Source organism: Azospirillum rugosum, from assembly GCF_017876155.1.
GTDB lineage: Bacteria > Pseudomonadota > Alphaproteobacteria > Azospirillales > Azospirillaceae > Azospirillum > Azospirillum rugosum.
In genome coordinates, this window is the sequence record NZ_JAGINP010000012.1 from 156262 (window position 1) to 172935 (window position 16674).

The window sequence follows — 16674 nt, forward strand, 5'->3', positions numbered from 1 at the left end:
TGATCAGGACAGGTCTTCGCCGGTCAGCGTGGCCCGGAAATCCGGCATGGCGATGGGGCCGAGGCCGAGCAGGCCGTTGAGCACGACGAAGTCGAAGGTCAGGTTGCTGAGCGACACGGTGACGTTCGGGACCGGGGAGCCCCGGCCGACGAAGCCCAGCCCGGTGCCGCTGTACCGGACGGTCACGTTGGCGGCGGTGATGCGCGGGTAGATCGCCTGCATCCGGGCAACGATGGCCGTGAAGGCCGTGGCGTCGCAGCCGGTGCCGCTGCCCGACGTGCAGGTCGTGCTCCAGCCGGCCGATCCGGCGACCAGGCGGCAGGGCGTGCCGGCGGTGGCCGTGGTGGCGACGCCGCAGTCGGACAGGCCGGTCGCGACGATGGGGGCGGTCACGGCGAAGCGCACGCCCATCTCCGTCGCCTTCTCGGCGATCAGCCACTGGTAGAAGGCGTTGCCGAACTCCAGGATCGCGAAGGTCAGGGTCAGCAGCAGCGGGAAGACCAGCGCCATCTCGACCATGGCGGACCCGCGGGCATCAATGCCCAGCCGGCGGAGCAGAGAGGGTTTCATCCGTCGCTCCTCATTCACCGATGTGGATTTCCTGGTGGCTGGCCTGGAGCCGCAGTGGCGGCAGGTTCAGCAGGGAGAGGAAGCCCATGCTCTGGTAGTCGACCGATCCGGTGACGGTCATCACCTGCACCGGGCGCCCCATGATCGTCTGGCAGGCCGGCGCGCCGACGGTGAAGGCGGCGGCCGTCCAGTAGCCGACCAGCGGCGTGGTGCCGCCGACCTGTCCGGTCAGCGCCAGGGTCGTCGCCGCGCTCTGCGCGTTCGCCCAGTTGGCATCCCCGGTCGCCGGGCAGGCCAGGGAGACGCGGGCGAGGTAGCGGGCGGAGTCCCGCACGGTCTTGGTCAGGACATGCTGGTGGTGCAGGGCCCGGCCCAGCTCCGCCAGGCCGAAGGCCAGGCTCATCACCACGGGCAGGACGATGGCCGCTTCCAGCAACGCCGAACCGCGGCAATCCTTGACGAGACAGGGCAGGGGGCGCATCGGATCACCGGTAGAGCTGGACGATTTCGTGGAGCACGCCGTCGTCGGCCCCGACCTTCACGACGTCGATGAACTCGACCACCACCTCGTCGTCGCCGCCCTTGTTCACCACGGGTTCGGGCAGGAAGGCCTTGCCGAAGGCGGCGACCGGCACGTCGTCGCGGTTGCCGTTCAGCGCGTGCTGCGAGCAGTTGACGATGGCGAAGTAGATGACGCGGCGGTCGGGGCTGTCGCTCGGCGGAGTGCCGGCGTTGCTGTAGCAGGCGGGATTCCCGTTCTCGCGCCCGGCGCCGTTGTTCGGAATCATGTTGTTGTCGATTTCGTAGCGGTACATCTCGTACCGGGTCATCCCCGACGGGTTGGTGCAGTTGGCCGGGGCGGTCTGGCCGGGGTGGTTGACCGCCCAATAGGACGGGCAGTCCCACTGGCCGTTGCCGAAGCGGTTGGAGGTCGTGAGGTCCTTGTCGCGCGGCAGGCCCATGGCGGTCGGCGGGGACGAGGCGGTGAGGTTGCACGCGTTCCCGCCGCCACCCCCGCCGCCGCTTCCCTTCCCCTTGCCCCCGCCGCCGCTCGCCTGGATGTAGCCCTTGGTCACGTTCACGGCGGGGCGATAGCTGGGGTCGGTCTTGGCAGTCCCGTTGAAGAAGGGCGCCTCGTACATGTCGAAGCGCGTGTTGAAGGCGGTGCGGACGGAGCTGGCCCCGCCCGGCCGCAGGTCGACTCCCTCCGACTTGAAGCAGGCGTTCGGCGCGACGGAGGCCAGAAGGTCGGCGACCGCGCTGGCCCCCTGTCCCGCGGGTGCGTCGAGCAGCCCGAAGTTGCCCGGCGTCCAGGAGGCGTTGGCGCCCGACGCCTTCAGCAGCGCCTCGCGCCCGCGCCACGTGGACCCGTCGAAGATGGGGTTGGTCGTCGTTCCGTTGTCGGCCGGGTTGCAGATCCAGACCGGCGGGATGCGGCACACCACCTGGGTCACGCCGGCCACGGCGACCGCGTTGGTCTGGCTGGTGCTCGCCGCACCCACCACCGGGGCGAACATGGAGGTGGTGGTCAGCGATTCCGTCGTGACCTCGACGAAGCGGGCCTGCCAGGGGTCGGTCGTCTCGTAGGCGGCGCTGATCGGGGTGGAGGATGAGCCGCCGTTCTGCTCCGGCAGGCCGGTCAGCATGCGCACCCTGGTCACCTGCACCGCGCCGCCGGTCGACGCCGACGCGCCCCCGGCCGCCGACGCAAAGGTCTGGCGGTTCACCGCGATGGACGAGGCGGCGTTTGCCACCGCCGTCCGGATGCTGGCGGCGTCCTGGCCGGGCGTGCGGATGGCCGAGGCGAGGATCGCGGCGGCGCTGAGCGCCGCGGCGTCGGCGGCCGACTTGGCCTCCGTGTTGGTGCCGACCATGCGTCCGACGTCCACCGACAGGCCGACCGAACCGACGAGGACGGCGGCCAGCACCGCGAAGTACGGCAGGACGCTTCCGTCCTCGTTCCGGGCGAGCGCGCGCCGCGGACGGCGGGAATCCCCGGGGGATCGTCGAGCGTGGGTCATGGCAACCTCCTCGGCGTCAGGCGTGACGTGGACTCTGGACCCGGGTCAGCGGGCGGCGACGCGGTTTTCGCGGCCCCGCTCGGTCCGTTGCGAGCCAGCCTTGGGAGCGTTCGGGCGATCCGACGGGACCTCCTGCATCGACTCCTCCAGGGCGCGCACGATGCGGACGTTCGCCTGCGCAGGGAGGATCGGCTGCACCGTGGGCGGGTCGGCGGCGATGGGGAGCGGCATGGGCTCCGGCCCGTGGTTCACGAGATTGCCGACACGGATGGTGTCGGCCGCGACCGGCTGGACGCCGCCCGTCTGGCGGAGCGCAAGGCCAAGGCTGCCCATCTGGCCGGCCAGCGCCAAGCGCTGCGCGTCGTTCGCCGTAACCTCCAGCGTCACGGCCTTGGCCGGGATCGGCTTGTCCTTGTCGCCGGTGGTCTGGTCAACCGCCAGCACCTTGACGCTCTGCAGGAGAATGTCGGTCATCGGGGGGGACTGGACGCCGGGGGTCGGATCCTCCGGCCGGGTGAACACCACGTCGACCATGTCGCCGGGCAGCACGAAGCCGGCAACGCCCAGCACGTCGTTGACGCGGATCGTCGCCGCCCGCATGCCCTCGCCGATCACCGCCGAGAGCGTCGCCTTGCCGCCGAAGCCCGAAACGCGGGCCTTCAGCACCACTTCGTTCGGCCCCATGTCGCGCAACGCCACGCGGCGCTCGCCGCTCAGCAGTTCGTCCATGGTCTTGAAAGACCCATCCGGTGTCGCGTCGGCCGGCCAGGCGATTTCGCGCAGGCTTTCGCGGCTCAGCTCGTCGCCGAACTTCAGGGGGATTTTGGCAACCACGACGGTGGTCATGGCCGCGGGCGGCACGGCCGGAAGCGTGGCGATCTGCGGCTGGGCCTGCCGCGCGATCCAGTTCCGCGCAAGATAAACCGCTGTCCCGCCCGTCACGCAGGCGAGAGCGAGCATGAGCAGCGCACGCTGTCTCATGGGACCTCCGGGATTTCAAGATCGGAAGGAAGCGGTGGCGACGGTGGGAATGCCGTCGCCACGCGGCGACCATCTCACATCATCACGGGGCGGGAGCGGCCGGGTTGAAGGCGTTGGACACGGTGGTCAGGGCGTTCTGCACGTCGGTGCCGATGGCGGTGACCGTGCCGACGACCAGCGCCGTGATCAGGCCGATCCACACCGCCGTTTCGACCAGCTGCGTGCCGCGCTCGTCGGCAACGAAGCGAACGATCGACGCGTTGATCGTGTTCACGAACTTATTCATGACTTCTGTCTCCTGTTAAACGTCTGATGGGTGTTATTGCCGTGCGGTTGCGGTTTCAGTTCGTCACGGGGCGGGAGCGGCCGGGTTGAAGGCGTTGGACACGGTGGTCAGGGCGTTCTGCACGTCGGTCCCGATGGCGGTGACCGTGCCGACGACCAGCGCGGTGATCAGGCCGATCCACACCGCCGTTTCGACCAGCTGGGTGCCGCGCTCGTCACGGGCGAAACGGGCGAAGGAGGAGTGGATATTTGCAATGACCTTGTTCATGTCTTCTATCTCCTGATCGAGTATGGATTTTTCGGGGATCGCCAAGGCTTCACCGCCCCGGTGAATTAGAATTTATTTCGAATTACTGAAAGGCGCGACATCACGGAAGACTCGTTCCAGAATTCAATCGGTTCACTCCTTTGCAGAGGAGTGACGCGAATGGATCCGGAAATTCGGTCCGATGATTAACCCTTAGGGACCGAAGCATTGTGTACGAACGCAGAAAGCAAGAGGAAAAAGCATTGCTGCGCAACCAGTTGTTGGGATTGGTCCATCTCTGGTGCAAATCGCGGCGTGGTCGCCGGGCCTGCGCGAGGCAATCTTTGAGTGTCAATGATGCTATTGCGGACACCAATAAAAAGCGCGGCGCACAAAGTAAAAGGCCGTCGGTCACAATGTGACCGACGGCCGGTACGTAAAGTGCCGATTTGGCGGGGGTTACTGCCTTTTGGAGTTGGCGGATTCGGTGCGCAGCGGCGTCACCTCGCCCTTCATGTAGCGTTCGATGGCGAGCGTGGTCCGCTGCGCCGGCACCTCGATGGGCATTCCGGCCTGCGGCGAGGGCGGGACCGGCACGATCTGCGCGGCCATGTTGGCGCGCACGGCTTCGCCCAGACCAGTCGACCCGGTGATGGGGATTTCCGACGAACAGCCGGTTACGACCAGGGCTGCCGCGGACAGGGCAAGAAGGCTTTTCATGGTGTCACCTCAGCGCAGGACGTAGCCGACATCGCCGGCCAGGCCGGCACCGGCGGGCATGGCAGCCGTGGGGGCTGCGGTGGACGCCGCAGCGGCGGGACCGGGGCGTGCCCCCTCGACCCGGCCCTTCAGGAACAGGTCCATCTCCTGCGGCGGGGTGAAATTGTCCGTCGGCAGGCGCAGCTGCCCGGCCAGGGCCGGCCGCACGAGATAGGGCGTCACGATGATGACCAGCTCCGTCTCCTGCTGCTGGAACGAGCTGCTGCGGAGCAGGGCGCCCAGGACGGGGATGTCGCCCAGGCCCGGAACCTGGTTGACGCCGTCGGTGAAGTTGCTCTGGATCAGGCCGGCGATGGCGAAGCTTTCTCCGTGCCGCAGGTCGACGGTGGTGCGCGCCCGCCGGGTGGTCAGGCCGGGAATAACGGTGCCGGAAAGGACGACGGCGTTGGTCTTGTCGATGGCGCTGACCTCCGGCTCCACCAGCAGGTTGATCGTCCCATTGCCCAGCACAGTCGGGGTGAAGGCCAGCTTCACGCCGAACTGCTTGAATTCGATGGTGATGAAGTTGGTGCCGTTCTGGTAGTTCGTCCCGACCGGGATCGGGAACTCGCCACCGGCCAGGAAGCTGGCCGTTTCGCCGGACATGGCGATCAGGTTCGGCTCCGCCAGCGTCTTCACGATGCCCTTCTGCTCCAGCGCGTCGAGCAGCAGATCGATGCTGACGCTGCCCCAGTTCAGCATCCCCGCCGCCGCGGCGAAGGGCGTCAGGTTGGGGACGGAGCCGGACCGGAAGGCCAGCTGGTCGTTGCCCCGGCCGACCAGGATGTTGGTGTTCAGCCCCAGCTGCTTGGCCAGGTTCCGCTTCACCTCGGCGAAGCGCACGGCCAGCATCACCTGCTGCCCGCCGGCCATGCCCAGCATGTTGGTGACCTTGCCGGGCGCGAAGTTCTCCGCCACCGCGACGGCCCGCTTCATCAACTCGCCGTTGGACACCGTGCCGCTCAGCACCACTGCGTCGTTGGCCCCGCGCACCTCCACGCGCTCGTTCGGCATCAGCTCGTGCAGCCGCTGCCGCAGGGTGGGAAGGTCGGGCGTGACCGTCACGTCCATCAGCGAGATCAGCGACCGGTTGGCGCCGTAGAGGACGATGTTCGTGGAGCCGAGGCTTTTGCCCAGGACATAGATCGACCGGTCGGACAGGGCCATCACGTCGGCGACTTGCGGGTTGCCGACCAGAACGTCCGTCACCGGGCGGTCGACGCGGATGACCCGCGACTTGTTCAAGGGAAGCTGCACTTCGCCCGAGACCTGGGCGGCGGCGGATTCCACGCGAACCGCGGTCTGTGCCGAGAGTTCGCCGGCGAAGCCGCCGGACAGGGCAAGCGCGGACAGAAAGATCGCGGAGACAGGTTTCACGGTTATCCCCCTCAACCCAGGATTTCCGAAGAAAATGTGCACGCAGAGTCTGCGTGAATTATTGGTGTACACATAAAGCTTAGATTTCGAAGTAAATGTGACCGATCGGGGTGCGCTCAAACAGCTAGACGAACGTGATCAGCCATTACCCGGATCCGCCGCCGCGGCGGGGTAGGCGGGGATTGTCGAACGTCCGATGGCTATGCAGAAGGGCTCAATCGCCCGTGCAGCCCGTCGCGGAGAGGCAATGGAGGCCGGGATGCCGGCGGCCGGTGCCGACGAAGCGGCCGATCGGCAGTGGGGACGCGACGACGGCGACGCCCGGGCTGTCCGATGCCGGCGGCCCGATGTGCAGCCAGCGCGGGCCGGTCCCGATGCCCGCGGGCGGGAGCGCCGGCGCCACATCCGCGGGCACGCCCGCGCCGGACGCCGTGATGATGGTGGGCGCCGGTGTGGGCGCCGGGGCGGGCAATCCCGCGGCCCTCCGCAGAACGTCGATCGCGACGGCGACGTCGAGCGTGGCCGCGTAGCCGTCGGCGGCGATCGTCTCGTCGATCAGGTCGATGTGGCGGACCGCCTCGGCGATCAGGCGGTCGGACAGGTGCGGCGGCCGGACGTTGGGATAGCGGCGGCGCCAGGCTTCGGCTGCGGCGACTCGCCCGGCGCGGGCGAGAGTCCCGTCGCGGACGCCGGGGTGAAGCGGGCCGGGCGTTTCCAGGCGCAGGCCATGGATGTCGATGATGTCGGCGCGTCCCTCCGCCCCAGCGGGACGGCCGCACAGCAGCAGGCCGGCCGCGATGCAGCCGGCGGTCAGCCTGCCCAGCGTCGATGTGCGCCTGCCCATCCGCGCCCTGTTCCGGAAACGGTGCCCCCGTTCCCGTACAACGCGCGGATGGGCGCAGCGGCGCGGAGCCCGCCGGGTGTAATCAGCGAGCGTCCGGGCCGTTCTTGCGGAGGTAGGTCAGCCAGCGCAGGTTTTCGTTGGCCGTGCCGAAATGGCGGGAACTGTCCTGCACCGCCCGGATCAGGTAGCCCTCCGCCGTGCCGTAGTCGCCGCGCGCCAGGGCGGCGAAGCCCACGTTGTTCAGCGCGGTCGGCGCGCGCTCCGCCGGGACCGCCGCCAGCGCGCGGTCGTACTGGCCCATCAGGGCGTTCGCGAAGGCCAGGTTGTCCTGGGCGGCGGGCATGCCTGGCTCGTGGCGCAGCGCCAGATCGAACTGCGTCGCCGCCTCCGCGTACCGCCCGCGCAGAAGCAGCGAATAGCCGAGATTGTTGTAGACCGCGGCGGCGGACGGATTGATCGCCAGCGCGCGCCGGTAGGCGGCGTCGGCGCGGTCCCACGCCTGCTGGAGGTCGTGGACGCGGCCCAGCGCGTTCCAGCTTCGCCAGAGCGAAGGGTCGGCCGCCACCGCGGCGGCGAGCGGCCCTTCCGCCGCGTCCGCCTTGCCTTGCTGGGCAAGCGCGATGCCGCGGCCTTGCAGAAGGGTCGCCTCGTCCGGCGTTTCCGCCAGCAGGCCGTCGAAGCCTTTCAGCGCGAGTTCCGCGTTGCCGCTCGCCAGATAGGCCTCCGCCATGCCGACGCGCGCGCGCCGGTTCTCCGGCTCCGTCTGAGTCACCGTCGAAAAGCCGGTCAGCGCGTTCTGGAAGCGGCCGTCGCGCAGGTCGCTTTCGGCTTGGGCGAGCAGGCCCTGGACGCGTTCCGGCGGGGTGTGCCGCAGCATGACGGCGCCCGACGAATCCGACCCCGTCAGCCCCGCGCATCCCACCAGCAGCAGCGCGCCCGCGGTGGCCGCCGTCATGCCGATCGTCCGAACCAGACCTCGCCCCGCCGTAGCCCACGCTGTCATAGAGATGCTCCCGCTGGCTGAATACGCGCCTGAAGTTCCACCAAAACGATGACCAGGCACGCGCAAAGGGGTCAATTCGGCAAAACAGGATCAGTTCGCCTCACCGAAAAGGGTAGCGCCAGACAACGATCTACTCCCAATGTGCAGCGGTCGGCGTCCCATCCTAGAACAATTGAATCCGCGACAAATGCGACCGACCGTTCCTAAAGTGCCACCGGGTTCGCGACGAACACCGGCAGGGAGGCCATGGAGCGCATGCGGCGGGGATCGTGGATCGGCATTGCATGGCTGGCGCTTCTCGCCGCGCCCGGCACGGCCAGCGCCGACCCGTTCCAAGGCGTCGATTGCGCAGCCCGCCGCCAGGACGAACTGACCTGCCTTGCCTGCAACATCTACCACGAGTCCCGCGACCAGCCGGAGCAGGGGCAACTCGCCGTCGCCATGGTGACGCTCAACCGGCTGCGGACGGCGGACTTTCCGAAATCCATCTGCGAGGTCGTGTGGGAGAAGGGGCGCGACTACCGGACCGGCCGGACGGTCGCGCAGTTTTCCTGGACGCTCGACGACCGGTCCGACCGCGTGACGGAGCCGGCCGCCTGGGACAAGGCGAAAAGCCTCGCCGCCCGCGCGATGGCGACCCTCGCTCCCGCCCCTGTGGCATCGATGCCCGACCCCAGCCTGGGCGCGCTCTATTTCCACGCGGACAGCGTAACCCCGGACTGGAGCGGCGACGCCGGCCTGCGCCTCGTCACGCGGATCGGCAACCACCTGTTCTACGCCCGGACGAAGGACGCGCCGGGCCTGACGCTCGTGTCCGGCCGCTCCGGGAAAGTGGCGGTGGGAGAGCCGCTCCGCATGGCCGGTCCGGTGGATCGCGACGGCGTTCACGACGCCGACCTGGCGGGGCATCCGGCCCTCGGTGCGGTCCGCCGCGGTGCGAAGCTGATCAGCCTGTCGCGCGACGGCGGCGGCGCGATGGCCGAGGCCAAGGTCTACCAGGGCTCCCGCAGTTGGGTGGTCCGCGTGCGGCGCGAGGGGCTGTAGCACCACCCCCGACCCCAACCCGTTGATCGGCGGGGAGCCGCTCAAACGGGAACTCCAATCCATTCCGGCGTGTGGGACGCGATGCCGAGCGCCGCCGCCGCGATTGTTGCAAGCGGTTTGCGACGCGTGAAATGAGAACGCTTCGTAAAAAGCGCCACCAATGGATCTGTCGACGAACCCCCAAGGGAAAACAAGGCATTCCGTTTCGCGCGTCGCCGTGGCAAGCTCATGATATAAGAATAACAAAGCGGGGAGGCGTTCGTGAATTCATCCGATATGGCCAGCCGCCCCGGATGGTCACTAAAGCACTTCCTGGCGTTGTTCCTGGTCGTCGTTTTTCCGCTTCTGGTCTTCGGGATTCTGGGAATCGTCCAACTCCGCGACGCGCGCGAGGCGGAGGTGCGGCAGGAAGCGAGCCGCCTGCTGGACTTGGTCGAGGCCGAGCAAGAGCGGATCATCGAGGATGTCCGCCATCTCCTCGTCGCGCTGGTGGAAACGGGCGCCGGGCGCATGCCGGCACCGGTGTGCCAGGACACCATGGCGCGCATCCGGGCGAGGTACCCGAGCTACCTGACCATCCACCTGTCCGACGAGGCCGGCGTGGTCTGGTGCTCGACGGAGCCGTCGGCGCTGGGCAAATCGGTGGTCGACCGCCCCTACCGCATCGAGGCCCTGGAAACCGGGGAGGTCGCGACGGGCGCCTTCATGCAGGCCCGGACCACCGGCCGTCCGGCCATTCCCTTCGCGCTCGCCTACACGGGGCCGGACGGGGCGCGGGTCGGGGTCGTGACCGTCCTGCTCGACGTCGGATGGTTGGAACAGTATTTCGCGCAGAAACCGCTTCCGCAGAACGCCGCCGTGCTGTTCGCCGACCGGAACGGCACCATCATCACGCGCGTTCCGGAACTCCCGAGCCTTGCCGGGCAACCGCTTCCGGAGCGTTTCAAACCCATGCTGGGCGGAACCTCCAAAGGCATGGAGGAAGCCGAGGGGCTGGACGGCGTCCAGCGGATCACCGCCTATTCGCCAATTCAGGCCGGCGTCCGGGACCTCTACATCCACATCAGTCTCGACAAGGCCGTGGCGATGCGCTCGGTGAACGCGGCGACGCTGCGGACGAGCGCGATCTTCCTGGTCCTTCTTCTGGCGGCGGGGCTTGCCGCACTGTGGGGGACCCGCCGGTTCCTGCGCGTGCGCATGCAGGCGGAACAGAGCGCGCTCAAGGCCGCAAGGGTGCTGGCGAGCACGGTGGACGGCGTCCTCGAACTCGACCGGGACTGGCGGATCACCTATCTGAACGACCGGGCCAAGTCGCTGCTGGCGCAGGATTTCAGCCTCATCGGCAAACGGATGTGGGACGTTTTTCCCGAGTTGAAGAACGATTCCGTGTACGCGAAGGCGATGGAGGCGATGACGCGGCAGGTGCCGACCGATTCCGAGTTCTGGGGCGTGCGGACACAGCGCTGGTACTGGATGCGCGCCTTTCCCACGGACGACGGCCTGGCGGTCTATCTGCTCGACATCAGCCGGCGCCGCAAGGCCGAGGAGGACCTGCGCCGGAGCAAGGACCATCTGAGCCTCGCCCTGGAATCCGCCAAGGCCGGGACGTTCGACTGGGACATGACGGCGGGCCGGGGAACATGGTCGGAGGAAAGCTGCCGCATTCTGGGGCTTGATCCGCGAGAGAGCGAGGCGACCACGGAAACCTGGATGCGCATCGTCCACCCCGACGATCTCGTGCCGCACGGCTTTGCCGAATGGGACCGGCTGGTCGCGGAACGGAAACGGGACGCCCGCCTGGAATACCGGATCGTCCTGCCGGACGGCGGCATCCGCTGGGTGACGTCCATCGGGCGCATCCGCTACGACGAGTCCGGCATGCCCGTGCAGTTCAGCGGCCTCATCCTCGACATCACCGACCGAAAGTCCCTGGAGGAGGCGCTGCGCGACGCCAAGGCGAAGGCCGACGCGGCCAACCTGTCCAAGTCGAAGTTCCTGGCCGCCGCCAGCCACGACCTGCGCCAGCCGCTCCAGTCCGCGCTGTTGTTCGCGGGCGTGCTGCACCGCCACGTCAATGACGACAAGGGCCGTATCCCCCTGGCCTCGCTGGAACGCGCGCTCGACACGCTGAAGAACCTGCTCGACAGCCTGTTGGACGTGTCCCGGCTGGACGCCGGCGTGATCGTTCCGCAACTCGCCGACTTTGCGCTCGGCCCGCTGCTGGACGAGATCAACGCCTCCTACGCGCCGATCGCCGCCAGCAAGGGGCTGGCCTTCCAGGTCGATCAGCCGACAAACGGCCTCGCGGTGCACAGCGACCGGCTGCTGCTGGGGCGCATGCTGCGCAATCTGGTGGAGAACGCCATCCGCTACACCGAGCGGGGGCACGTGCGGGTCACCTGCAAACCCGTCCGGGACGGGATCGCCATCCGGGTGCGCGACAGCGGCATCGGCATCGCGACGGAACAGCTGGGCAAGGTGTTCGAGGAGTTCCACCAGGTCGGCAACCCGGAACGCGATCGCAGCCAGGGGCTGGGGCTGGGGCTCGCCATCGTCCAGCGGCTGTCGCGGCTGCTGAACCACCCGGTGTCCGTCACCTCGGAACCGGGCCGCGGATCGCTCTTCTCGGTCGAGGTTCCGGGCGCGGTCGGGGAATTCGTGCTCCCGCCGCCAGCGGTGCCGGAACCGATGCAGCCGGCCGAGGGCAGCGGGCGCCTGGCCGTGCTGATCGACGACGACGTGATCGTGCTGATGGGGCTGCGGACGACCTTCCGGGAATGGGGCTACGACGTCATCGTCGCCGGTTCCGCCGACCAGGCGCTGGAACGCCTGCGCGGCACGGAGCGGCCACCCGACCTCATCGTCGCCGACTACCGCCTGCGCGACCGGCAGGTCGGGACCGACGCCATCGCGCGCATCCGCGAGCTGGTCGGCCACCCCGTGCCGGGCATCATCCTGACCGGCGAGATCGGCGTGGAGTGCGAACGCGACGCCGCCCGTCTGGGCGTCACCATCGTGCACAAGCCGATCACGCCGCGCCTCCTGCACCGCGCGGTGCAAGCCCTCCTGGAGGCGGAGGCGCATTGAGGCGGTGCGCCCTTCCCTGGGGGAGCGCTAGAATGTGCCCGCATTTCGCCTGTGCGGTAAGCGCCTGACATAATGAAGAAAAGCCCCTCTCCCTTGAGGGGAGAGGGGTTGGGGGTGAGGGTGGCGCCGGCCTCCGGCCGGCCGGAAACAGATGCACTCTAGTGAAATTGAGTTTTCTCCGGGCTGCCGCCCGTAACGACCCCTCACCCCAAAACCCCTCTCCCCCAAGGGGAGAGGGGTTTTTCCTGCGTTCTCGGAAACTTACCGCATAGTCATATGTGTGAACGCCGTAGGGGAGAGCAGGGCCTTCGTCCTTTAGGGTCTCGCTAAGCGGCCCGCCGCCGGCCTACCAGCTGGAGGGCGGTGGCGACCGCCGCCAGCGCGACTCCCAGCCCCGACACCGCGGTCCAGCCCCCCAGGTTCCAGGCGAGCGTCGCGGTGCTCGACCCGATCGCGCCGCCCAGGAACATGGTGCCCATGAAGACGGTGTTGATCCGGGCGCGCGCCTCGGGGCGCAGGGCGAAGATGATGTGCTGGTTGGACACCAGCGCCGACTGCATCGCGAAGTCCAGCAGAACCACGCCGACGATCATCCCGGTGATGGAGGTCCACAGGCCGAACAGCAGCCAGGACACCAGCGTCAGCACCGTGCCCAGCACGATCACGCCATGCGGGCCGCGCTTGTCGGCGATCCGGCCGGCGACCGGCGCGGCGAGGATGCCCACTGCTCCGACCACGCCGAACAGGCCGGCCACGTCGGCGCCAAGCTGGTACTGCGGCTGCTCCAGGCGCAGGGCGAGGATGGTCCAGAAGACGGTGAAGGCGGCGAACAGCAGGCCTTGGGTGATGGAGGCCAGGCGCAGCGCCGGGAACTCCAGCCACAGGTGGACGATGGACCGCATCAGCGCCGGGTAGCGGATGTCGGCGTTCGGATGGCTGCGCGGCAAGGTGGCCGCCATCAGCGCGCCGGCGCCCAGCGCCAGCGGGACGCCCAGCCAGAACATCTCCCGCCAGCCGCCATGGGTCGCCACGAAGCCAGCCAGCGTGCGGCTGAGCAGGATGCCGGTCAGCAGGCCGGCCATCACCGTCCCGACCACCGCGCCCCGCTTTTCCGGCGACGCCAGATGCGCGGCGAAGGGCACGATCTGCTGCGCCACCGTCGCCGACAGCCCGAGCAGCAGCGACGCGGCGAGCAGCAGGCCGGCGCTGCCCGCCGTCGCGGTCACGGCGAGCGCCGCGGCGAGCAGCAGGAACTGCCCGACGATCAGCCGGCGCCGCTCCACAAGGTCGCCGAGCGGCACCAGAAGCACCAGCCCGACCGCATAGCCGAGCTGCGTCGCGGTGGGGATCATGCCCGAGAGCGAGCCCGGCAGGTCACGCTCGATCAGGCCCAGCATGGGCTGGTTGTAGTAGATGTTGGCGACGGCCACGCCCGTGGCGGCGGCAAGGGCGAAGGTCAGCCCCCGCCCGAGGATGCTCTTGCCCGGGCGCTCTTCCTTCTGCGCGCGGAGCGGCATTGTGTCGGAGATGCTCATGATGCGGTGTCCTTGGGTCTTGCGGGGAACCGGTCAAAACCCTGAAGGGGGCCGGAGCCTCGCGGTCCAATCTCGTGAACACCAACCTAATCCGCTTTCGTGATTTGATTTAGTGCGGCAGTATGAAGTGCCTGTCGTTCAGAAAATGAAGCAATGGACCACGCCTCCCTCGCCGTCCTGATCGAGGCCGCGCACGCCGGCAGCCTTGCCGCCGCGGCGCGCCGGCTGGGCATTTCCCCCCTGATGGCGACGCGACGGCTCGCCGCGCTGGAGGCCGACGTCGGCGCGCGGCTGATGCAGCGAACCACGCGCTCGCTCGCCCTGACGCCGGAGGGGGAGGCGTTCCTGCCCTACGCGCAGGCGATGCTGGAGAACGAGGCCGCGGCGCGGGCCAGCGTCCGCCCGTCCAGTGCCGGAGCCTCCGGCCTGCTGCGGCTGACCGCCTCGGCGGCCTTCGGGCGCAAGGTGGTGGCGCCGCTGGTGGGGGAATTCCTGCGCGCGAACCCGCAGGTCTCGGTCGACCTGCTGATCACCGACACGCAGGTGGACATCGTGGGGCAGGGGATCGACCTGGCGATCCGCATCGCGCCCCTGAAGGACAGCGGCCTGATCGCGCGCCGCGTGGCGCCCAACCCCCGCGCCCTCTACGCCACGCCGTCCTACCTGGAGGAGCATGGGACGCCCGGCGCCGTCGCCGACCTCGGGGGCCACCAGTGCCTGACCCTGACCGGGACGACGCACTGGTCCTTCCAGGCGGGCGGGCGCAGCCAGCGCGTCCGCGTCCAGGGGCGCTTCTCGGCGAACTCCATCGAGGGCTTGCGCGAGATCTGCCTGTCCGGTGCCGGCATCGCCATCCTCTCAGGCTGGGACGTGCGCGACGAGGTCGCCGCCGGGCGGCTCGTTCCCATCGAGTTGTCCGACGGGGAACTGGAGCCCCTGGCGATCTGGGCGGTGCATCCGTCCTCCCGCTTCGTGCCGCCGAAGGTCCGGCTGTTCGTCGACGCGCTGGAACGGGCGCTGCGCTGACGGTCTTCAACCCCTCTCCCAGCCAAGTCGGTTGAAGGTATCCGAAAAGTTGTGGAAAGCCCCTCTCCCCTTGTGGGAGAGGGGTTGGGGTGAGGGGTAAAGCGCTGACACCGCGACACGTTTCCGGCCTGCGGCCGCCCCCTCATCCCAACCCTTCTCCCACACAGGGGAGAAGGGCTTTCAACTGCCTGCTGCCGTTTAGGACTTGGCATAGCAGTGTTAAGTCACTCTCTCCCGCCGGAGGCGGGCGAGGGGGTTTCAAGGGAGCGGCGGATTGCGCCACTTCAGGACGCGCTGGTTGACGGCGACGACCGCCGCCATGGCGATGGCGAGGCCGGCCATCAGCTCCAGGACGGAATCGACCGTCCCATGGTCGATCAGCCCGGCGATGATCACCGCCGCGAAGCTGACCACGCCGATGCTCAGCCAGACCGCGCCGCGCCGCTCCGTCTCGGGGCGGGGCAGGGCGTGCAGGCCCATCATGAAGGACGCCAGCCCAACCAGGTACAGGATGGAAAAGAACAGTTCCATGGCGTGTCTTCCTCGGTCGTCCGCAAGCCGCCCGGGCAGCCTTGCGGAGACGGCGCGGAGTCGGGGTCGTCGGGAGCGACCCCGGCTCCGCGCTGCGCCCGTCGCCTACTCGGCGGCGACGGGAAGCGGTGCCGCCGAGGCCGCGGCCCCGGTGGCGTTCGCGAGCAGGTCCAGCGTGTGGCTGGCGATCATGCGCTCCTCGTCGGTCGGGATGACGAAGACGGGAACGCGGCTTTCCGCGGCGGAGATGCGCGTCGCCTTGGCCCGGTTGGCCGCCCCGTCCAGCTTGACGCCGAGCCAGGCCAGCTTCTCCGCCACCCGCGCCCGCACCGGGGCGGAGTTCTCGCCGACGCCGGCGGTGAAGACCACCGCGTCCAGCCCGCCCATGGCGGTGGCGAGCGCCGTCGCCTGCTTGGCGACCTGGAAGCAGAACAGTTCCACCGCCTCCGCCGCCTGCGGGCTGTCTGAGTCGAGCAGGGCGCGCATGTCGTTCGACACGCCCGACACGCCGAGCAGGCCGGACTTGTGGTACAGCAGCTTTTCCAGCGCGTCCGCCCCCATGCCCTTCTCGCGCATCAGGTAGATCAGCACGCCGGGGTCGATGTTGCCGGGCCGCGTGCCCATGGGCAGGCCGTCGAGCGCGGTGAAGCCCATGGTCGTGTCCATGCTCTTGCCGGCGCGCAGCGCGCACAGGCTCGACCCGCTGCCCAGGTGGCAGACGACCACGCGGGCGTCGGCCAGCTCCGGCGCGATCTGCGGCAGGCGCTGGGCGATGTACTCGTAGGACAGGCCGTGGAAGCCGTAGCGGCGCACGCCCTCCTCGGTCAGTTCGCGCGGGATCGCAAAGGTCTGCGCCTGCCAGGGCCGCGTCTGGTGGAAGGCGGTGTCGAAGCAGGCGACCTGCGGCAGCTCCGGATAGACCTCGGCCAGCGCCGCCATGGCGGCGATGTTGTGCGGCTGGTGCAGCGGGGCCAGCGGGATCAGGCCTTCCAGGTCCGCCAGAACCTGCGGCGTGATGCGCACCGGCTTGGCGAAGCGGGTGCCGCCGTGCACGACCCGGTGGCCCGCGGCGACGAGGCGCGTGTCCTTCAGCTCGTGCCGCATCCAGCTGAGCAGGAAGCCGAGCAGGCCGGCGCGGTCGCCGGGCTCCACCTCGTCCACGGTGCCGTCGGCCAGGACGCGGCGCTGCGCGTCCTTCGCCTCGAACTTCGGCTCCGTGCCGATGCCGGAGATCTGGCCGGACAGCACCGCGTCCAGCTCCGCCTTGCCGGCGCCGCAGAAGACCGAGAACTTCAGGCTGGAGGAGCCGGCGTTGATGATGAGATAGGCGTCACGCTGGGATATTGGTTGCGACATGATCGGAA

The 16674-nt window shown here is 68.9% G+C and carries 16 protein-coding genes; 3 read left to right on the plus strand and 13 right to left on the minus strand.

Going from position 1 to position 16674, the window contains the following annotated elements; genetic code table 11:
• Nucleotides 1-3: 3 nt before the first annotated feature.
• The 10 genes from J2851_RS17585 to J2851_RS17630 all read right to left on the minus strand — a co-directional run bounded on the left by J2851_RS17585 (nucleotide 4) and on the right by J2851_RS17630 (nucleotide 8039).
• A complete protein-coding gene (locus J2851_RS17585) occupies nucleotides 4-570 on the minus strand; it encodes a TadE/TadG family type IV pilus assembly protein (protein WP_209767687.1) in 567 nt (188 codons plus the stop codon).
• 10 nt (nucleotides 571-580) lie between these two features.
• Nucleotides 581-1051 (minus strand): TadE/TadG family type IV pilus assembly protein, encoded by a 471-nt coding sequence (locus tag J2851_RS17590; RefSeq protein WP_209767688.1) that lies wholly within the window; start codon nucleotides 1049-1051, stop codon nucleotides 581-583.
• Between the two features lie 4 nt (nucleotides 1052-1055).
• The gene (locus J2851_RS17595; protein WP_209767689.1) at nucleotides 1056-2591 is read right to left on the minus strand and encodes a pilus assembly protein TadG-related protein; all 1536 of its coding nucleotides are present in this window, start codon (nucleotides 2589-2591) and stop codon (nucleotides 1056-1058) included.
• A 45-nt stretch (nucleotides 2592-2636) separates the two neighbouring features.
• A complete protein-coding gene (cpaB, locus tag J2851_RS17600) occupies nucleotides 2637-3572 on the minus strand; it encodes a Flp pilus assembly protein CpaB (RefSeq protein ID WP_209767690.1) in 936 nt (311 codons plus the stop codon).
• 82 nt (nucleotides 3573-3654) lie between these two features.
• Nucleotides 3655-3858 (minus strand): Flp family type IVb pilin, encoded by a 204-nt coding sequence (locus J2851_RS17605; protein WP_209767691.1) that lies wholly within the window; start codon nucleotides 3856-3858, stop codon nucleotides 3655-3657.
• A 63-nt stretch (nucleotides 3859-3921) separates the two neighbouring features.
• Nucleotides 3922-4125: a Flp family type IVb pilin gene (locus J2851_RS17610; RefSeq protein ID WP_209767692.1), complete on the minus strand. Its 204-nt coding sequence runs from the start codon at nucleotides 4123-4125 to the stop codon at nucleotides 3922-3924.
• Nucleotides 4126-4563: 438 nt separating this feature from the next.
• Nucleotides 4564-4824 (minus strand): hypothetical protein, encoded by a 261-nt coding sequence (locus J2851_RS17615; RefSeq protein WP_209767693.1) that lies wholly within the window; start codon nucleotides 4822-4824, stop codon nucleotides 4564-4566.
• A gap of 9 nt (nucleotides 4825-4833) precedes the next feature.
• Nucleotides 4834-6240 carry a type II and III secretion system protein family protein gene (locus J2851_RS17620; RefSeq protein WP_209767694.1) on the minus strand — a complete coding sequence of 469 codons (1407 nt, stop codon included), beginning with the start codon at nucleotides 6238-6240 and terminating at the stop codon, nucleotides 4834-4836.
• Nucleotides 6241-6454: 214 nt separating this feature from the next.
• Complete coding sequence (locus J2851_RS17625) at nucleotides 6455-7084, minus strand: hypothetical protein (protein WP_209767695.1); 630 nt, start codon at nucleotides 7082-7084, stop codon at nucleotides 6455-6457.
• 82 nt (nucleotides 7085-7166) lie between these two features.
• Nucleotides 7167-8039 carry a tetratricopeptide repeat protein gene (locus J2851_RS17630; RefSeq protein ID WP_209767696.1) on the minus strand — a complete coding sequence of 291 codons (873 nt, stop codon included), beginning with the start codon at nucleotides 8037-8039 and terminating at the stop codon, nucleotides 7167-7169.
• Between the two features lie 303 nt (nucleotides 8040-8342).
• On the opposite strand from J2851_RS17630, the gene J2851_RS17635 reads away from it, so the two are divergent.
• Nucleotides 8343-9131, plus strand: coding sequence for a cell wall hydrolase (locus J2851_RS17635; RefSeq protein ID WP_209767697.1), 789 nt, complete (start codon nucleotides 8343-8345; stop codon nucleotides 9129-9131).
• Between the two features lie 261 nt (nucleotides 9132-9392).
• On the plus strand, nucleotides 9393-12218 hold the full coding sequence (locus tag J2851_RS17640) for a hybrid sensor histidine kinase/response regulator (RefSeq protein WP_209767698.1): 2826 nt from the start codon (nucleotides 9393-9395) through the stop codon (nucleotides 12216-12218).
• Nucleotides 12219-12544: 326 nt separating this feature from the next.
• Here J2851_RS17640 and J2851_RS17645 read toward each other — a convergent pair whose 3' ends face one another.
• On the minus strand, nucleotides 12545-13753 hold the full coding sequence (locus tag J2851_RS17645; RefSeq protein ID WP_209767699.1) for an MFS transporter: 1209 nt from the start codon (nucleotides 13751-13753) through the stop codon (nucleotides 12545-12547).
• Between the two features lie 153 nt (nucleotides 13754-13906).
• On the opposite strand from J2851_RS17645, the gene J2851_RS17650 reads away from it, so the two are divergent.
• Nucleotides 13907-14779, plus strand: coding sequence for a LysR family transcriptional regulator (locus J2851_RS17650; protein ID WP_209767700.1), 873 nt, complete (start codon nucleotides 13907-13909; stop codon nucleotides 14777-14779).
• Nucleotides 14780-15037: 258 nt separating this feature from the next.
• On the opposite strand, the gene J2851_RS17655 is transcribed toward J2851_RS17650, so the two are convergent.
• Both J2851_RS17655 and J2851_RS17660 read right to left on the minus strand, forming a co-directional pair.
• A complete protein-coding gene (locus tag J2851_RS17655; RefSeq protein WP_209767701.1) occupies nucleotides 15038-15310 on the minus strand; it encodes a hypothetical protein in 273 nt (90 codons plus the stop codon).
• 105 nt (nucleotides 15311-15415) lie between these two features.
• Nucleotides 15416-16666 carry an acetate/propionate family kinase gene (locus J2851_RS17660; RefSeq protein WP_209767702.1) on the minus strand — a complete coding sequence of 417 codons (1251 nt, stop codon included), beginning with the start codon at nucleotides 16664-16666 and terminating at the stop codon, nucleotides 15416-15418.
• Between the last annotated feature and the right edge of the window lie 8 nt (nucleotides 16667-16674).

Bases quoted from the DNA above. Each gene is read 5' to 3' on its own strand.
- J2851_RS17585 (WP_209767687.1), bottom strand. From the start codon at position 570: ATGAAACCCTCTCTGCTCCGCCGGCTGGGCATTGATGCCCGCGGGTCC.
- J2851_RS17590 (WP_209767688.1), bottom strand. From the start codon at position 1,051: ATGCGCCCCCTGCCCTGTCTCGTCAAGGATTGCCGCGGTTCGGCGTTG.
- J2851_RS17595 (WP_209767689.1), bottom strand. From the start codon at position 2,591: ATGACCCACGCTCGACGATCCCCCGGGGATTCCCGCCGTCCGCGGCGC.
- cpaB (WP_209767690.1), bottom strand. From the start codon at position 3,572: ATGAGACAGCGTGCGCTGCTCATGCTCGCTCTCGCCTGCGTGACGGGC.
- J2851_RS17605 (WP_209767691.1), bottom strand. From the start codon at position 3,858: ATGAATAAGTTCGTGAACACGATCAACGCGTCGATCGTTCGCTTCGTT.
- J2851_RS17610 (WP_209767692.1), bottom strand. From the start codon at position 4,125: ATGAACAAGGTCATTGCAAATATCCACTCCTCCTTCGCCCGTTTCGCC.
- J2851_RS17615 (WP_209767693.1), bottom strand. From the start codon at position 4,824: ATGAAAAGCCTTCTTGCCCTGTCCGCGGCAGCCCTGGTCGTAACCGGC.
- J2851_RS17625 (WP_209767695.1), bottom strand. From the start codon at position 7,084: ATGGGCAGGCGCACATCGACGCTGGGCAGGCTGACCGCCGGCTGCATC.
- J2851_RS17630 (WP_209767696.1), bottom strand. From the start codon at position 8,039: ATGACGGCGGCCACCGCGGGCGCGCTGCTGCTGGTGGGATGCGCGGGG.
- J2851_RS17635 (WP_209767697.1), top strand. From the start codon at position 8,343: ATGCGGCGGGGATCGTGGATCGGCATTGCATGGCTGGCGCTTCTCGCC.
- J2851_RS17645 (WP_209767699.1), bottom strand. From the start codon at position 13,753: ATGAGCATCTCCGACACAATGCCGCTCCGCGCGCAGAAGGAAGAGCGC.
- J2851_RS17650 (WP_209767700.1), top strand. From the start codon at position 13,907: ATGGACCACGCCTCCCTCGCCGTCCTGATCGAGGCCGCGCACGCCGGC.
- J2851_RS17655 (WP_209767701.1), bottom strand. From the start codon at position 15,310: ATGGAACTGTTCTTTTCCATCCTGTACCTGGTTGGGCTGGCGTCCTTC.
- J2851_RS17660 (WP_209767702.1), bottom strand. From the start codon at position 16,666: ATGTCGCAACCAATATCCCAGCGTGACGCCTATCTCATCATCAACGCC.